The following is a 15509-nucleotide window of genomic DNA, read 5'->3' as shown; positions in this document are numbered from 1 at the left end:
TCTCCGCCACCCCCGCCCCCCCCCCCGCCCCCCCCCCCCCCCCCCCCCCCCCCCCCCCCGGCGGCGCCGCGCCCCCCCCCCCCCCCCACCGCCCCGGGGAACTCAACGCAGCTTCGAACCGATCTCGGCGGCGGCGGTGTCGCCGTACGCCTCACCGATGCGCGCGAGGAACGACTCGCGCTCGACGTCGTACTCCTGCGGCCCGTCCGTCTCCAGCGAGACGGTCGCCAGCGTGCAGCCCAGCTGCAGCGCCCGTTCCACGCTCAGCTCGCCGGAGAGCCCCGCCAGGAAGCCGGCGCGCAGGGCGTCGCCGACACCGGTCGGGTCGCCCTTCTGCTTCTCCTTGGGCGGCTGGATCTCGAAGGTCGGGGCGTCCGCCGACTCGACCTTGAGGCCCTTGGCGCCCAGCGAGGTCACCCAGGCGCCGACCTCGGCGAGCACCTCGTCGTGGCTCCAGCCGGTGCTCTGCAGCAGCAGGCCGTGCTCGTACTCGTTGGTGAACAGGTACTTCGCGCCCCGGACGAGTTCGCGGACCGATTCGCCGTCCATCCGGGCCAGCTGCTGGCCGGGGTCGGCGAGGAACGCGTAACCGCGCTCCCGGCATTCCGCGGTGTACTTGACCATCGCGTCCGGGTCGTTCGCGGAGATCACCACGAGGTCCAGCCCGCCCGCGCGGTCCGCGACGGACTTGAGCTCGATCTGCGCGGCCTCCGACATGGCGCCCGGGTAGAACGAGGCGATCTGGTTGAAGTCCTGGTCGGTGGTGCACAGGAACCGGGACGTGTGCTTGGTCTCGGACACGTGCACCGACGCGGTGTCCACTCCGTGGCGCTCCAGCCACGCGCGGTACTCTTCGAAGTCCTGGCCGACCGCGCCGACCAGCAGCGAGGTGACTCCGAGCTTGCCGAGACCGAAGGTGATGTTCGCCGCGACCCCGCCGCGACGCACCTCCAGCTCGTCGACGAGGAAGGACAGGGACACCTGCTCCAGCTGGTCCGCGATCAGCTGCTCGGCGATCCTGCCCGGGAAGGACATCAGGTGGTCGGTGGCGATCGACCCGGTCACCGCAATCCGCACTGCAACAACTCCTTCTCGGCCGGCCGGCGACATCGTCGGCCACCGGCCTTGAGAACTTCTCGATACCTCGGGCGCACCGGGCCGCGGGGCGCGGCAGTACCGCGCCCCGTGGCAGCCCGTGCGTTCGTCCGCACTAGTCGATCAGATGCCCGCGGCGCTCTTGAGCGCGGCGGCCCGGTCGGTGTTCTCCCAGGGCAGTTCGACGTCGCTGCGGCCGAAGTGGCCGTAGGCGGCGGTCTGCGCGTAGATCGGGCGCAGCAGATCCAGGTCCCGGATGATCGCCGCGGGACGCAGGTCGAACACCTCGTTGATCGCGGCCTGGATCTTGACCGGGTCGACGTTCTCGGTGCCGAAGGTCTCCACGAACAGCCCGACCGGGGCGGCCTTGCCGATCGCGTAGGCGACCTGCACCTCGATGCGCCCGGCCAGCCCGGCCGCCACCGCGTTCTTCGCCACCCAGCGGGTCGCGTAGGCCGCGGAGCGGTCCACCTTCGACGGGTCCTTGCCGGAGAAGGCACCGCCGCCGTGGCGGGCCATGCCGCCGTAGGTGTCGACGATGATCTTGCGGCCGGTCAGGCCCGCGTCGCCCATCGGACCGCCGACCACGAACCGGCCGGTCGGGTTGATCAGCAGGCGCAGGTCGGAGGTGTCCAGGCCGACACGCTCCAGCTCGGGCGCGATGACCTTCTCGTTGATGTCCTTGGTCAGCGTCTTGTCGAGGTCGATGTCCTCGGCGTGCTGGGTGGACAGCACGACGGTGTCCAGCCGCACCGGCTGGTCCCCGGCGTACTCGATGGTCACCTGGGTCTTGCCGTCGGCCCGCAGGTACGGCAGCGTGCCGTCCTTGCGCACCTCGGTCAGGCGACGGGAGAGCCGGTGCGCCAGCGTGATGGGCAGCGGCGCCAGCTCGTCGGTGTCGTTGCAGGCGTAGCCGAACATCAGGCCCTGGTCGCCGGCGCCCTGCTTGGCGATCTCGTCGATGACGCCCTCGACACGGCTCTCGTGGGCGGTGTCCACGCCCTGGCCGATGTCGGGGGACTGCGCGCCGATGGCGATGTTCACGCCGCAGGAGTTGCCGTCGAAGCCCTTCGACGACGAGTCGTAACCGATCTCGAGGATCTTCTCCCGCACGATGGACGGGATGTCGACGTAGGCGTCGGTGGTGACCTCACCGGCCACGTGCACCTGGCCGGTCGTGACCAGGGTCTCCACCGCCACCCGGGAACGCGGGTCCTGGGCCAGCATCGCGTCCAGCACGGAGTCGCTGATCGCGTCGCAGATCTTGTCCGGGTGCCCCTCGGTCACGGACTCACTGGTGAACAACCTGCGGTTGATCTCACTCACGGCTCAACCTCACCTCTCAGCTTCTTTGGCTGCTTCGATCCTTGCGCACTCGTGACACGGATGTCATGAGTGTCCACTCACTGGCACCCCGCCGACCGGCCCAGCGGAGCCGACCGCACGCACGATCGATGATCATGCACGGGCGTGGATGATGCCCCATGCCAGGCTTCCGGCGTTGCCGGACTCCACCCAGGCCCGCAGGCCCCGCTTCATCTTCGTGCGATATTCCTCACCGATGCGGTCGGACAGTTCGGACTCGCGGGACTCCAGCACGTCCAGCACGCGCTGGTAGTGCACGGGCAGGTACGAGCTGAGGTCCTCGAAGTCGATCGTCTGGAGGCCCAGGCGGGCCAGTTCGCGCCGGTAGAAGCCGGGCGAACCCATAGTGTCCAGGTTCAGCCGATCCAGGATCGGACCCAGGTCCCGCTTGCGGGCCGTGTCGGCGGCCATCGGGTCGGTGAACACGAACGAACCGCCCTTGCTCAGCACCCGGGTCACCTCCTCCAGCACGCGCTCGCGGTCACCGCTGTGCAGGATCGCGTCCTGGGACCACACCAGGTCGAAGGCGTTGTCCTGGAACGGGATGTCCTCGAAGGAGCCGTCCTTGACCTCGATGAGCTCGCTGAGGCCCGCGGCCTCGTTGAACTGGACGTTGCGGGCGTTCTCCACCTCGCTGAGGTTCAGGCACGCCACCTTGCAGCCGTAGGTCTTGGCCAGGTAGCGAGCGGCACCGCCGTAGCCGGAGCCGATGTCGAGGATCCGGGTCTCCGGGGTGATCTCGACCTTGCTCGCCATGCGCTCCACGGTGCGCCGGGACGCGGCGTCGATGTCCTCGTCCGGGGTGTTGTAGACGCCGACGTGGATGTCGTTGCCGCCCCACACGTGGTAGTAGAAGTTGTCGGCGTCCTCGGAATTGTAGTAATCCCGGGCGGTGTGCACCGCCGTGGAATACACGTCCGACAATTCTTCCTCGGTTCGGTAGTTCTTCTCCGCGACGTGGATGAAGAAGTCCGGGTCCTGATCGGCGTAGGTTTCCTGGAAATCGCCGTACGTGTCGATCCGCTGGAATCCGACTTCGCGCAGCAGCCGCCGCACGTAGTTCTTCCGCAGCGGGTACATGTTGAGGAAGAACTCGCTCTTGTCCGGGAAGGTGTACTTGAACCGGGCGAGGCCCTCGTCGACGTGGTCGGGCTCCGCGGAGACGTCGTCACCCGCGTAGTAGTAGGTGTGCTTGCTGGAGAACCCGTCGTCCAGGATGGCGTCGTAGTTGCGCTGGTCGATGATCAGCACGCCGTCGTGCTTGAGCATGGCGTAGAACTCGGCCAGGGCCTTGCGCCGGTCGCGCTCGGAGAACAGGTGCGTGAACGAGTTGCCCAGGCAGATGATGGCGTCGTACTCGCCGTGCACGTCGCGGTTCAGCCAGCGCCAGTCGGCGTGCACGACGCGCAGGATGTGCCCGCCGTAGGTCAGGCCGTTGCTGAACGCCTTGGCCAGCATCTGGGGGCTGCCGTCGGCGCTGACCGTCTCGAAGCCCTCCTCCAGCAGCCGCACCGAGTGGAACCCGGTGCCGGTGGCGACGTCCAGCACGGACTCGACACCACGCGCCTTGAGCTGGTCGATGAAGAACCGGCCCTCGCTCTCGTAGCGCTTCTTCCAGTCGATCAGGTCGTCCCACTTGTCGACGAACCCGCCGACGTACTCGTGCGTGTAATGGTCGGATTCGCGCACTTCCAACGGGTTGTCGCCGAAGACCTGCTCCTCGCGGGCCACCAGTTCGGCCGGGTCCTCGGCCGCTCCACCGCGTTCACCGTGCTGAGCCAGGTCGTCCACGCTCTTGGCCATGCTTCACTCCCACCACTCGCGTTGGTCATGCGCCTCATGCACCACTCAGTCCGCGCGAATCCGCCTCGTCGAGATCAACTCGCGGTCGTGCGGGGTCGCCGCTCGAATAAAGGCGACACCTACGCGCCGGCGTGGGCGGCCGATGAATTCAGGCCGCGCACCTACGCCAGTCGTCGCACTCGGCCCGCTCCATTGCCGACCGGCGCTCGACGCGAAATCCGTGCGTCGAGTAACCAAACTATTCGAATGAGTTGCCGAAGCAAGCGTGCAGAGATGTGACACTGATCACAGCAATGGGATATAAGCGTGATTCGCATCGTCACCCTGGGTAAAAATATGCGCTGCCACCAGCGTTTTTTCTTCCCCATTTTGCGGCATGTCACGATCGCATAAGTGCACCGCAGCGCCGATGTGTGTACGATCGCGTACGCAGCACTTACCACGACAACAGCGAATAGCGCAACCGCGAATGCCCACAAAACTTCGGGGACGGGGCTCGCGGCGGGTACCGATTTCCCTTTTTGCGCCGATGACATCGGTCCGGGGAGCTAGGGATGTTACGATGCCCACGGCCGATGCGCCAGCCCCCGACGAGGTTTTTCCGGGATTTTCCGCTGAGTCCGCCTGCCCGGCCCGGCCGCCGACCTGCTCCACCGATCGGACCATCGTCGCAGCGCACACGCGCGTCCAGCCCCGGGGACCGCGGAGCGCCCCCGCGCCGGCGGACCGCACCGGCCGCCCGCGCTCCCGGGAGCCGAACTGGATCGGCACGAATTCGGCGAATTCTGAATTGATCCCCGCGAATGGCGGCCGCTCCCGGCCGGAGACAAGTCTCACCCGAATTCCGCTCCCCCGCGCCGCGCCCATCCGACCTCCGCCGGACGTGCGAGCGGAGGGGTCAGTACTTCCGGAAACGGGCGTCGAGCTTGAGCGCGGCGTTGAACACCGACTCCGGCATCCGGCTGCCCGCCTGGCTCTTCGCGATGCGCCCCGCGCTCGGCACCGTGCCGGGTTCCGGCCAGCTCGCCGGGTCCCACAGCGAGGACCGCAGGAACGCCTTCGCGCAGTGCAGGTACAGCTCGTCGATCCGCACCCGGATCGCCAGGTCCGGGCGCTTGCCGTCCACCGCCAGCTCGTCGAGGTGCGGCCCACCGCGCAGGACGGTGGCGGTGCCGTTGACCCGCAACGTGTCGTTCGAGCCGGGGACGAAGAACAGCATGCCCACCTGCGGGTGCCGCAGGACGTTGCGCAGGCTGTCCAGCCGCCGGTTGCCCTTGCGGTCGGCGAACACCAGCGCCCGGCCCTCCTCGGCCACCAGCACCCCGCCGGGCGCGTCGCCGCGCGGTGAGACGTCCATCGAACCGTCCGGGCACGTGGTGGCCAGCACGAAGAACGGGGAGGCGCGCAGGAACAGCGCGGACTGCTCGTCCACGTGGTCGATCGCCTTCTCGGCGATGGCCCGGTGCGGTTCGGCGATGATCTCGCGCAGCTGCTCCTCGGAGCTCACCACGTCCGGATCCGCCTCGGTGATGTCGCGACCGTCCACGTCGCCTCCCCGGTCATCGGCACGATCCCACCCCCGGGATCGAGTGTTAGGTTACCCTAACCAGACCGGATTGGACCATGGTGCTGCGTCACCGGGACCGCCCGGAGCACCGGGACGGCCGCCGAACGCACCCCGTGCCGCCCGGACCCGCCGGCGGGCGCGGGTCGACGGCGCAGGAACGTCGTCGCGCCGGACGGCCGAACGGCACCGCCCGGCGCGGGAACCGACGCGATCAGGACTTGAGGTCCGGGAAGTCCTCCTCGCGGTACTCGCCCGCGGGGGACGGCTCCGCGTGGATCTCCTCCTCGCGGGTGCGCAGCTCGACGCGGCGGATCTTGCCGGAGATCGTCTTCGGCAGCTCGGTGAACTCCAGGCGGCGAATCCGCTTGTACGGGGCGAGGTGCTCGCGGGCGAAGCGCAGGATCGCCAGCGCCGTGGCCTCCCCCGGCTCCCAGCCCGCGGCGAGCACCACGTACGCCTTCGGCACCGCCAACCGGATCGGGTCCGGGGACGGCACCACCGCGGCCTCGGCGACCGCCTCGTGCTCCAGCAGCACGCTCTCCAGCTCGAACGGCGAGATCCGGTAGTCCGATGCCTTGAACACGTCGTCGGTGCGGCCCACGTAGGTGATGTAGCCGTCCGCGTCCCGCGAACCCACGTCCCCGGTGTGGTAGTAGCCGCCGCGCAGCACCTCGGCGTTGCGCTCGGCATCGTCGGCGTAGCCGGTCATCAGGCCGACCGGGCGCGGGTCCAGCCGCAGGCAGATCTCGCCCTCCTCGGCCTCCGCACCGGTCGCGGGATCGATCAGCGCCACCTCGAAGCCGGGCAGCGCCCGCCCCATCGAGCCGGGCTTGAGCTCCTGGCCGGGCGTGTTGGCGACCTGCACGCTGGTCTCGGTCTGGCCGAAGCCGTCCCGGATGGTCACGCCCCAGGCGCGGCGGACCTGCTCGATCACCTCCGGGTTCAGCGGCTCGCCCGCGCCCAGCACCTTGCGCGGCGGGGTGCGCAGCGCGCTCAGGTCGGCCTGGATGAGCATCCGCCACACCGTCGGCGGGGCGCAGAAGCTGGTCACGCCGCAGCGCTGCATCTCGCCGAGCAGGGCGGTCGCGTCGAAGCGCTCGTAGTTGTGGATGAACACCGTCGCTTCGGCGTTCCACGGCGCGAACACGTTGCTCCACGCGTGCTTCGCCCAGCCCGGCGAGGAGATGTTCAGGTGCACGTCGCCCGGTTCCAGCCCGATCCAGTACATCGTGGACAGGTGTCCGACCGGGTAGGAGACGTGGGTGTGCTCGACCAGCTTCGGCTTCGCGGTGGTGCCGGAGGTGAAGTACAGCAGCAGCGGGTCCGCCGCCGAGGTCGGTCCGTCCGGTTCGAAGGTCTCCGCGGCCGCCGCGCTGTCGGCGTAGGCGTGCCAGCCGTCGGCGCCGCCGACCGCGATCCGGGTGTAGTCCCCGGGCACGTCGGCGAACTTCGGCGCGTGCGCGGAGGTCGTCACCACGTGCTTCGCGGCGCCGCGGTCGACGCGGTCGCGCAGGTCCGCGGGCCCCAGCAGCGGCGTCGCCGGGATGATCACCGCGCCGAGCTTCATCGCGGCGAGGATGGTCTCCCACAGCTCGACCTGGTTGCCGAGCATGAGGATCAGCCGGTCGCCGCGGGCCACACCGAGCCCGCGCAGCCAGTTCGCGACCTGGTTCGAGCGGCGGGACAGCTCGCCGAAGGAGAACTTCCGCTCGGAGCCGTCGGATTCGACGATCCACAGCGCGGTGCGGTCCTGGCGTCCGGCGATGGTGTCGAACCAGTCCAGCGCCCAGTTGAACTCGGCGGGGCGCGGCCAGCGGAACGCGTCCCTGGCGGCGGCGTAGTCCTCGCGCGTGTTCAGCAGCAGGTCCCGGGCAGCGAGGAACTCGACGCCACCGGGTCCCGCCGCCACCGCGCCCGCATCGGTCTGCTCGGTCACGTCCGCGTCCTCCTCGGCCACCGGGTGCACGTGCCGCGCGGCCGCCGACCGTCCCGTTCGGACGATCGCCGGCGCGCCGGACCAACTTAACCGGCACGCCCGATCAGATCCATGGCGTTGGTCCGATGCGCGGGCATTCGGGTGGTGCCGTTGACTTCACGTGTGGTCGTGGTCATTCTTGTTGCTTGTTGTGGCTTCGCTTTCGTCCTTTTTCACCGTCTCCGGGGGCGCGAGCGCGAGCCGCGGCGCCTGGGGGCTGCACCGATCGGCGCGAGCCGACTCGACCCGTCCCCTCCCCCACCGGCTCGAATCCACCAGGAGGCCACGTGCACCGCCGCGCGTTGACCCGCCGACCACTAGTCCGATTCCGCGTCGGCGCTCTGATCGGCGCCGCCATGCTCGCTACCGTGACCGGCATGCCCGCTCAGGCCGAACCCGCCGCATGGGAACCGAAGGACCCGCCGCTGGCGACCCCGTGGACCGACCAGGTCGGCCCGGACAACGCCCTGCCCGACTACCCGCGCCCGCAGCTCACGCGCGAACGCTGGCAGAACCTCAACGGGCTGTGGGACTTCGCCGGATCCGACTCCCCGCCCGCCGAGACCGACGAGCAGATCCTGGTGCCCTACCCGCCGGAGTCCGGCCTGTCCGGCATCCAGCGCCACGACGACCACCTGCTGTACCAGCGCGAGTTCGAGGTGCCCGCGGACTGGTCCGGGCAGCGGGTGCTGCTGCACTTCGGCGCCGTGGACCAGCAGGCGACCGTCAGCGTCAACGGCCAGGAGGTCGCCACCCACCAGGGCGGCTTCACCGAGTTCAGCGCCGACGTCACCGACGCGCTCACCGGCGAGGGCCCGCAGCAGCTGACCGTCGCGGTCGAGGACCGCAACGAGGATTCCCCGTTCCCGGTCGGCAAGCAGCGCAACGACCCCAGCGGCATCTTCTACACCGGCGCCTCCGGCATCTGGCAGACGGTGTGGATGGAGCCGGTCGCCGACGCGCACATCACCGACCTCGAGATCACCCCGGACCTGGCGTCGAGCAGCCTCGCCGTGCGCGCGGACGGTTCGCGGGGCGGCCGGGTCGAAGTCGTGCTCAGCGAGCGGGACGGCGGCGCGGAGGTCGCCACCGCCACCGGTGAGGCCGGCCAGGACGTGCGCCTGGAAGTGCCGGATCCGCACCTGTGGTCGCCGGACGACCCGTACCTCTACGACGTGGCGGTGCGGCTGCTCGGCGAGGACGGGCAGCCCGTCGACGAGGTCGGCAGCTACGCCGGGATGCGCTCCATCGGGCTCGTCGACGACGAGCAGGGCAGGCCGCGGCTCGCGCTGAACGGGAAGATCCTGTTCCAGCACGGCCCGCTGGACCAGGGCTACTGGCCGGACGGCATCTTCACCGCGCCGACCGACGAGGCCCTGCGCTTCGACCTGGAGCAGACCAAGGAACTCGGCTTCAACATGGTGCGCAAGCACATCAAGGTGGAGCCCGCCCGCTGGTACTACCACGCCGACCAGCTGGGCCTGCTGGTGTGGCAGGACATCCCCGCGCTGGTCAACGGGCAGACCCCCGGCGACGAAGCGAAGGCGAACTTCGAGGCCGAGGCCGCCGACATCGTCGACCAGCTGCACAACTCGCCGTCCATCGTCACGTGGGTGCCGTTCAACGAAGGCTGGGGCGAGTTCGACACCGCTCGCGTCGCCGAGCAGGTCGAAGCGCAGGACCCGACCCGGCTGGTGAACGCGGCCAGCGGCGTGAACTGCTGCGACTCGCTGCCGGACACCGGTGCCGGGCACATCTACGACGACCACACCTACGTCGGCCCCGGCGCGCCGGACGTGACCGGAGACCGCGCCTCGGTGGACGGCGAGTACGGCGGGCTGGGTCTCGTCGAGGACGGCCACCTGTGGCCCGGTGAGCCCTCGTCCTACGAGATCGTCGACACCCGCGCGGACCTGACCCGCCGCTACCAGGAGGTGCACGACGACCTGGTGCGCATCATCGGTGAGAAGGGGCTGTCGGCGTCGGTCTACACGCAGACCACCGACGTGGAGAACGAGGTGAACGGCTTCTTCACCTACGACCGGCAGATCCTGAAGCCGGACCTGGAGGCGGTGCGCGCCGCGAACCGGGCCGTGATCGACGCGGGCACCCCGTGATCGGTCGGGGCGTGGTCGACCCGGCCACCCCGTGAGCGACGCCCCCGCCGGACCCACTACCGGCCGGGGCGTTCTTTCCACCGCAGCAACGGATTCCCGCGACGAGGAGGACGACGATGTCCCAGGAGCACGGTTCCCCCACCAGGTGGAGCAGGCGATCGTTGGGCGGTGCCGCGCTCGCCGCGGCCGGCGCGGCCGGGCTGACCGCCGCGGCCGGGGCGCTGCCCGGTGCCGGGCGCGCCGCGGCGGACCCCCCGGCCGGTGCCGGGAGGTCGATGCACGGCAGGCTCTACGAGCTGCGCTCCGGGCGGCACACCGCCGTGGTCGCGGGCGTGGCGGCGACGATGCTGTCCTGGCAGGTCGACGGGACCGAGATGCTGCTGACCCACGGCGCCGACGAGCTCGGCGAGGGCTGGCAGGGCAAGACGCTGCTGCCGTGGGCGAACCGCATCGACGGCGGCAGCTACGAGTTCGGCGGCGAGCGGTTGCAGGTGCCGATCAACGAGCCGGAACGCGACTGCGCGCTGCACGGCCTGATGGGCTTCACCGAGTGGAGTCCGGTGGAGCACCGGCGGGACCGCGTGGTGCTGGAGCACGTGCTGCCGCCGCACTACGGCTACCCGTTCCAGCTGGCGTTCCGCATCGAGTTCGCCTTGGAGCGCGGCGGGTTCCGCAGCACGCTGTCCGCGCGCAACATCGGCTCCGGCGACGCCCCGTTCGCCACGGCGAACCACACCTACCTGGCGGCGGGCACCGGCCCCCTCGACGACCTCGTGCTGGAGCTGCCCGCGGACACCTACTACGAGGTGGACGACCGGCTGCTGCCCACCGGCACCTCCCCGGTGGCGGGCGGCGAGTTCGACTTCCGCGCGGCGCGGCCGATCGGGTCGACGGTGATGGACACCGCGTTCACCGACCTGGCCCAGGACGCCGAGGGCACCGCGACCGTCCGGTTCGGACGGTCGGATGGGAGCGAGGTGGCGCTGTGGGTGGACCGCACGCACGGCTACCTGCAGGTCTACACCGACGACTCGCCGGAGACCGACCGGCCCGCGCGCTCCGGCATCACCGTGGAGCCGATGACGTGCGCCCCCAACGCTTTCGTCACCGGTGACGGATTGATCGTGCTGCGTCCCGGGCAGGAACACCGCGGCAGCTGGGGCTACCGCATCGAGGAGTAGTCCGCCGCCCGCCCGCGCGGTGGCACCGCCCGCCACCGCGCGGACCGGGGCGACGGCCGAAGTCCTACAGTGCAGTCGTGGCCGACTACATCCAGATCCCCACCCCGGCGGGCACCTTCGACGCGCTCAGCGCCGGCGCCGAAGGCGACCGCCCCGTCCTGCTGCTGCACGGGTTCCCGCAGGCCGCCATCGAGTGGCGGGAGCAGCTCGCCGTGCTCGGCGGCGCGGGCTGCCACGCCGTGGCGCCCGACCAGCGCGGTTACTCCCCTGGAGTGCGCCCGGCGGAGGTCTTCGAGTACCGGATGGAGGCGCTGGTCGGCGACGTGCTCGCCATCGCCAACCGGCTCGGCTGGGACCGGTTCGACGTGGTCGGGCACGACTGGGGTGCGGCGGTGGCCTGGTCGGTCGCCGCGGCCCACCCGGAGCGGATCACGACGCTCACCGCGGTGTCCGTGCCGCACCTGGACGCGTTCGCCCGCGCGCTGCGCGAGGACGAGGACCAGCAGCGACGCTCCGAGTACATGCAGGTGTTCCGCCGCTCCGGCTCCGACAAGCAGCTGCTGGAGGACGGCGCGCGGCGGTTGCGCCGGATCTACGAGTACAAGATCCCGGAGCCGCACGTCGAGGAGTACGTGCAGCGCTTCACCGAACCGGGCGCGCTGGACGCCGCGCTGAACTGGTACCGCGCGGCGAAGTTCGCCGGGCCCATCGGGCGGATCCAGGTGCCTACGCTGTACGTGTGGAGCACCGAGGACGCCGCGCTCGGCTCCACGGCGGCGCTGGCCACCGGCGACCACGTCGACGGCGACTACCGGTTCGAGATGGTCGAGGACGTCTCGCACTGGGTCCCGGAACAGGCACCGGAGGAGTTGACCCGGTTCGTCCTGGAACACCTCATCGCCCACCAGGAGGCGTGAGCGGGGCCCGGAGGGCGGGTTGACCACCCGCGGCCCCGCTCTCCGGTCAGCCCTCCGCGGACACCCCGGTCGCGAGGAACCGCAGCATCTCCGAGCCGACCGCGTCGAACACCGATCCGTCGTGCCCGCCGGGCAGCACCGACATCACCGGCGTGTTCGGGTGCTCCGCGGCCAGCTGCTCGGCGCCTTCCCGGTACACGTCGACGTCGCCGACCCAGAGGCCGAGCGGGACGTCGCCGAGCCGGTCGGTGTGGCGCAGCGGGTCGTGCTCGTGCCACTCCTGCTCGGTGGCGAACACGCCCTTCTCGTTCATCAGCTCCCAGGTCACGGGCAGCGCGGGTGCCAGCAGCGCCGCGGCCTCCACGGGCAGGCCCACCTGGGTGCGTTCGGCCGCGTAGTTCAGCGCGCCGAAGCCGCCGGTCGATATTCCGGCGACGGCGAACGGCAGCCCGTCGCGGTCGCCGAGGTGGCGGGACCGCAGCCAGGCCGGGACCTCTTCCAGCAGCATGCTGAGCAGGTCGCCGTTGGCGGAGCCGTCGTTCCAGTACGAGTTGAAGCCGCCGTCCACCGCCAGCAGGCCGAACGGCGGGATGGCGCCGCCGGCGTACTCGGTTTCGAGCTTGCTCAGCGTCTCGTACGGGATCGGGGTGGGGCTCATCCCATCCCTGCCGTGCAGGTACAGCACGATCGGCAGGTTCTCGGTGGCCTCCAGCCCGTTCGGGAACGCGAACATGAGCTGCACGTCCCCGTCCCGGTAGTAGGACCGCTCGGTGTCGACCCGGAGCACCGGCCCGGTCGCCGCCGGGGTCCGGGGCATCGGTCTGCGCAGCGGCGCCTCGGCCGTGGCGACCCCCGGGTTCGAGCGCCCGCACGCCGCCGCGGTCGCACCGACCGCCGTCGCACCCATCAAGGACAGCAGGCTCCGCCGCCCCAGTCTCACGTTCCGCATTCGCCTGCCACCACGTCGTCAACGTCCCGCGAACACTTTACTGGTCGCCCCTCGACTCGTGTTGCGCAGTGCGGCCACCGCCACGCCTCCGAACCGGCCCTGCGGGTCGTGGCGGTGTCTTGTCAGCGGCGAAGCCGATGAGCAGCGACCACGCACGCAACCGGACCACCCGCGGGTTCTCAGCGGTTCCCTCGCGAGGACAGCGTTGTCGCATGTGGCGGAGCCACCTGTGAGAACGATCCGCAGCGAGGGGGCCGCTGAGGTTCCGCCACCCGAGCACCACGCAACAGATGACGCGAAGTCGGAGTCAGTGGTTGTCCGCGAGGCTGGCCGGTTGCAGCATGACCTGGGAACCGAGTGGAGAGGGGAACGGGTGTGAACGGTGCGGAGAGCCTGCTCACCGCGGCCCGCGAGGCGGGCGTGACGACGTGCTTCGCGAACCCGGGCACGACGGAACTTCCGCTGGTGGAGGCGTTCGACTCGGTCGGCGGCATCCGAACGGTGCTCGGCCTCGCGGAGGGCGTGGTGACCGGCGCCGCCGACGGCTACGCGCGGATCACCGGGCGACCGGCGATGACGCTGCTGCACCTGGGTCCGGGCTTCGCCAACGGGATCGCGAACCTGCACAACGCGCGACGCGCCCGCACGCCGGTGCTCAACGTGATCGGCGAGCACGCCACCTGGCACCAGGCCGCGGACGCGCCGCTCGCCGCCGACATCGATTCGCTGGCGCGGCCGGTGTCGTGCCGGGTGCTCCGCACGACGAGCACCGCGGCTGCCGCGGGCGAATTCCTCGAAGTCCGGCAGGCCGCGCTGCGCGAGCGGATGCCCGCGACGCTGATCGCCGCCGCCGACCACATGTGGACCGATGGCGGCGAAGTCCCCGCGATCCCGGCGGAACCGGATCGATCCACTGTGGACGAGCAGCGGGTCGCGGGGATCGCGAAGCTGCTCGCCGGGCCGGGCCGCCCGGTGCTGTTGCTCGGCGGGGAGGCGCTGGGCGCGGAGGGGCTGCGGCTGGGCGCGCGGATCGCCGCCGCCACCGGTGGGCGGGTGTTCGCCGAGCGGAACCCGGCGCGCCTGGAACGCGGCCCCGGCGTGCCCACCGTCCGCTCGCTGCCGTACTTCCCGGAGGACACGCTCGCCGCGCTCGCCGAGCACACCCACCTGGTGCTCGTCGGCACCGGCGTCCCGGTGTCGTTCTTCGGCTACCAGGGCCAGCCGAGCGTTCCGGTGCCCGAGCACGTCCAGGTGCACACCCTCGCCGACCTCGACGAGGACGCCGTCGGCGCGCTGGCCGCGCTCGCCGAGGCGGCCGGGGCCGACGCGGAACCTCCCGCCCGCGAGCAGCCGGTGCTGCGCCCGCCGGAGGGCGAGCTGCACGCGAAGGCCGTCGCCAGCGCCATCGCGCTCGAACAGCCCGACGGGGCGATCATCGTCAACGAGGGCGTCACCGCCGCCGCGGCCTACCCGGCGGTCGCCGGTGCCGCGCCCGCACACACCGAGCTCGCGCTGACCGGCGGGGCGATCGGCATGGGCATCCCGGTCGCCACCGGCGCCGCGCTCGCCGCCCCCGACCGGCCGGTCGTCACCTTGCAGGCCGACGGCAGCGCCGCCTACACGCTGCAGGGGTTGTGGACGCAGGCCAGGGAAGGGCTCGACGTGACGACCGTGATCTGCGCGAACTCCCGGTACCGCATCCTGGAGGCCGAGCTCGGCCGCGCCGGGGTGCGCCGTCCGGGGCCCGCGGCGACCGGCATGACCAGCCTCGCCGATCCCGGCGCCGACTGGGTCGCGCTGGCCACCGGCTTCGGCGTCCCCGCCGTGCGCGCCACCACCGGCGAGGAGCTCCGCACCGCCCTGCGCCGCGCCACCGCCGAACCCGGACCGCACCTCATCGAAGCCGTCCTGCCCTGACCCGCCGCGACCCGGCCCGTTCGTCCCGCTGCGCCGGTCGAGCGGGCCGGTCGAACGGGCCGGTCCACCGGCCTCACTTGACGCAGCGCTGCGGTGCGGCGATCAGGTCGTGGCGGAGGGCGAGGGAGGCGGCTTCGAGGCGGGAGTGCACGCCGAGCTTGGTGAGCACCGCCTGCACGTGGGTGCGCACCGTCGCCGGGGACACCCCCAGCGACTTCGCCATCGTCGCCGTCTGCGCCCCCTCGGTGAGCATGCCGAGGCACTCGCGTTCGCGGGCGGTCAGGTAGGAGGCGAGCCGCCGCGCGTCGAGCGCGTCGCCGCGCTGCTGCTGGGCGGGGACGCGGGACGCGGCCAGCGCCACGACGGTCTCCCCCGCCGCGACCGCGGTGAGCGCGTCCAGCAGGTTCGACAGCCCGCACATCTTGTTCACGTACCCCGCCGCGCCCGCCGCCAGCGCGCCGCGCACCCCGCGGGCGTCCCCGTCGGCGGTGAGCACCACGACCTTCGTGGCCGGCCCGGGGGGGGGGGGGGGGGGGGGCCGCCCCCCCCCCCCCCCCCCCCGGGGGGGCCCCCGGGGGGGGGGGGGGGGGGGGGGGGGGGGGCGGGGGGCCCGGGGGCGCGGG

The 15509-nt window shown here is 71.4% G+C and carries 12 protein-coding genes; 4 read left to right on the top strand and 8 right to left on the bottom strand.

Going from position 1 to position 15509, the window contains the following annotated elements:
• Nucleotides 1-102: 102 nt before the first annotated feature.
• The 6 genes from LCD35_RS04745 to LCD35_RS04720 form a co-directional block, all read right to left on the bottom strand.
• Complete coding sequence (locus tag LCD35_RS04745) at nucleotides 103-1077, bottom strand: carbohydrate kinase family protein (protein WP_224958144.1); 975 nt, start codon at nucleotides 1075-1077, stop codon at nucleotides 103-105.
• 141 nt (nucleotides 1078-1218) lie between these two features.
• The gene (gene metK / locus LCD35_RS04740; RefSeq protein ID WP_308011273.1) at nucleotides 1219-2421 is read right to left on the bottom strand and encodes a methionine adenosyltransferase; all 1203 of its coding nucleotides are present in this window, start codon (nucleotides 2419-2421) and stop codon (nucleotides 1219-1221) included.
• Between the two features lie 132 nt (nucleotides 2422-2553).
• Entirely contained in the window at nucleotides 2554-4263 is a 1710-nt protein-coding gene (locus LCD35_RS04735) for a class I SAM-dependent methyltransferase (RefSeq protein WP_224958147.1), read from the bottom strand.
• Between the two features lie 285 nt (nucleotides 4264-4548).
• Nucleotides 4549-4917 (bottom strand): hypothetical protein, encoded by a 369-nt coding sequence (locus LCD35_RS04730; RefSeq protein WP_224958148.1) that lies wholly within the window; start codon nucleotides 4915-4917, stop codon nucleotides 4549-4551.
• Between the two features lie 244 nt (nucleotides 4918-5161).
• A complete protein-coding gene (locus tag LCD35_RS04725) occupies nucleotides 5162-5809 on the bottom strand; it encodes an MSMEG_1061 family FMN-dependent PPOX-type flavoprotein (protein WP_225043768.1) in 648 nt (215 codons plus the stop codon).
• Nucleotides 5810-6041: 232 nt separating this feature from the next.
• A complete protein-coding gene (locus tag LCD35_RS04720; RefSeq protein WP_374108033.1) occupies nucleotides 6042-7766 on the bottom strand; it encodes an AMP-binding protein in 1725 nt (574 codons plus the stop codon).
• Nucleotides 7767-8182: 416 nt separating this feature from the next.
• On the opposite strand from LCD35_RS04720, the gene LCD35_RS04715 reads away from it, so the two are divergent.
• The 3 genes from LCD35_RS04715 to LCD35_RS04705 all read left to right on the top strand — a co-directional run bounded on the left by LCD35_RS04715 (nucleotide 8183) and on the right by LCD35_RS04705 (nucleotide 12020).
• Nucleotides 8183-9922: a glycoside hydrolase family 2 protein gene (locus LCD35_RS04715; RefSeq protein WP_225043767.1), complete on the top strand. Its 1740-nt coding sequence runs from the start codon at nucleotides 8183-8185 to the stop codon at nucleotides 9920-9922.
• Between the two features lie 116 nt (nucleotides 9923-10038).
• The gene (locus tag LCD35_RS04710) at nucleotides 10039-11103 is read left to right on the top strand and encodes an aldose 1-epimerase family protein (RefSeq protein WP_225043766.1); all 1065 of its coding nucleotides are present in this window, start codon (nucleotides 10039-10041) and stop codon (nucleotides 11101-11103) included.
• A 77-nt stretch (nucleotides 11104-11180) separates the two neighbouring features.
• Entirely contained in the window at nucleotides 11181-12020 is an 840-nt protein-coding gene (locus tag LCD35_RS04705; RefSeq protein WP_224958152.1) for an alpha/beta fold hydrolase, read from the top strand.
• Between the two features lie 46 nt (nucleotides 12021-12066).
• Here LCD35_RS04705 and LCD35_RS04700 read toward each other — a convergent pair whose 3' ends face one another.
• The gene (locus tag LCD35_RS04700; RefSeq protein ID WP_224958153.1) at nucleotides 12067-12969 is read right to left on the bottom strand and encodes an alpha/beta hydrolase-fold protein; all 903 of its coding nucleotides are present in this window, start codon (nucleotides 12967-12969) and stop codon (nucleotides 12067-12069) included.
• A 375-nt stretch (nucleotides 12970-13344) separates the two neighbouring features.
• Between LCD35_RS04700 and LCD35_RS04695 the strand changes: the two genes are divergently transcribed.
• Nucleotides 13345-14886 (top strand): acetolactate synthase large subunit, encoded by a 1542-nt coding sequence (locus tag LCD35_RS04695; protein WP_224966187.1) that lies wholly within the window; start codon nucleotides 13345-13347, stop codon nucleotides 14884-14886.
• A 73-nt stretch (nucleotides 14887-14959) separates the two neighbouring features.
• On the opposite strand, the gene LCD35_RS04690 is transcribed toward LCD35_RS04695, so the two are convergent.
• Nucleotides 14960-15382: a response regulator transcription factor gene (locus LCD35_RS04690; protein WP_225043765.1), complete on the bottom strand. Its 423-nt coding sequence runs from the start codon at nucleotides 15380-15382 to the stop codon at nucleotides 14960-14962.
• Nucleotides 15383-15509: the final 127 nt, after the last annotated feature.

Source organism: Saccharopolyspora sp. 6V, from assembly GCF_020176785.1.
GTDB classification, from domain to species: Bacteria; Actinomycetota; Actinomycetes; order Mycobacteriales; family Pseudonocardiaceae; genus Saccharopolyspora_C; species Saccharopolyspora_C gregorii.
Note: the sequence above shows the minus strand (reverse complement) of the source record. Positions and strands in the feature narration are given on the sequence as shown.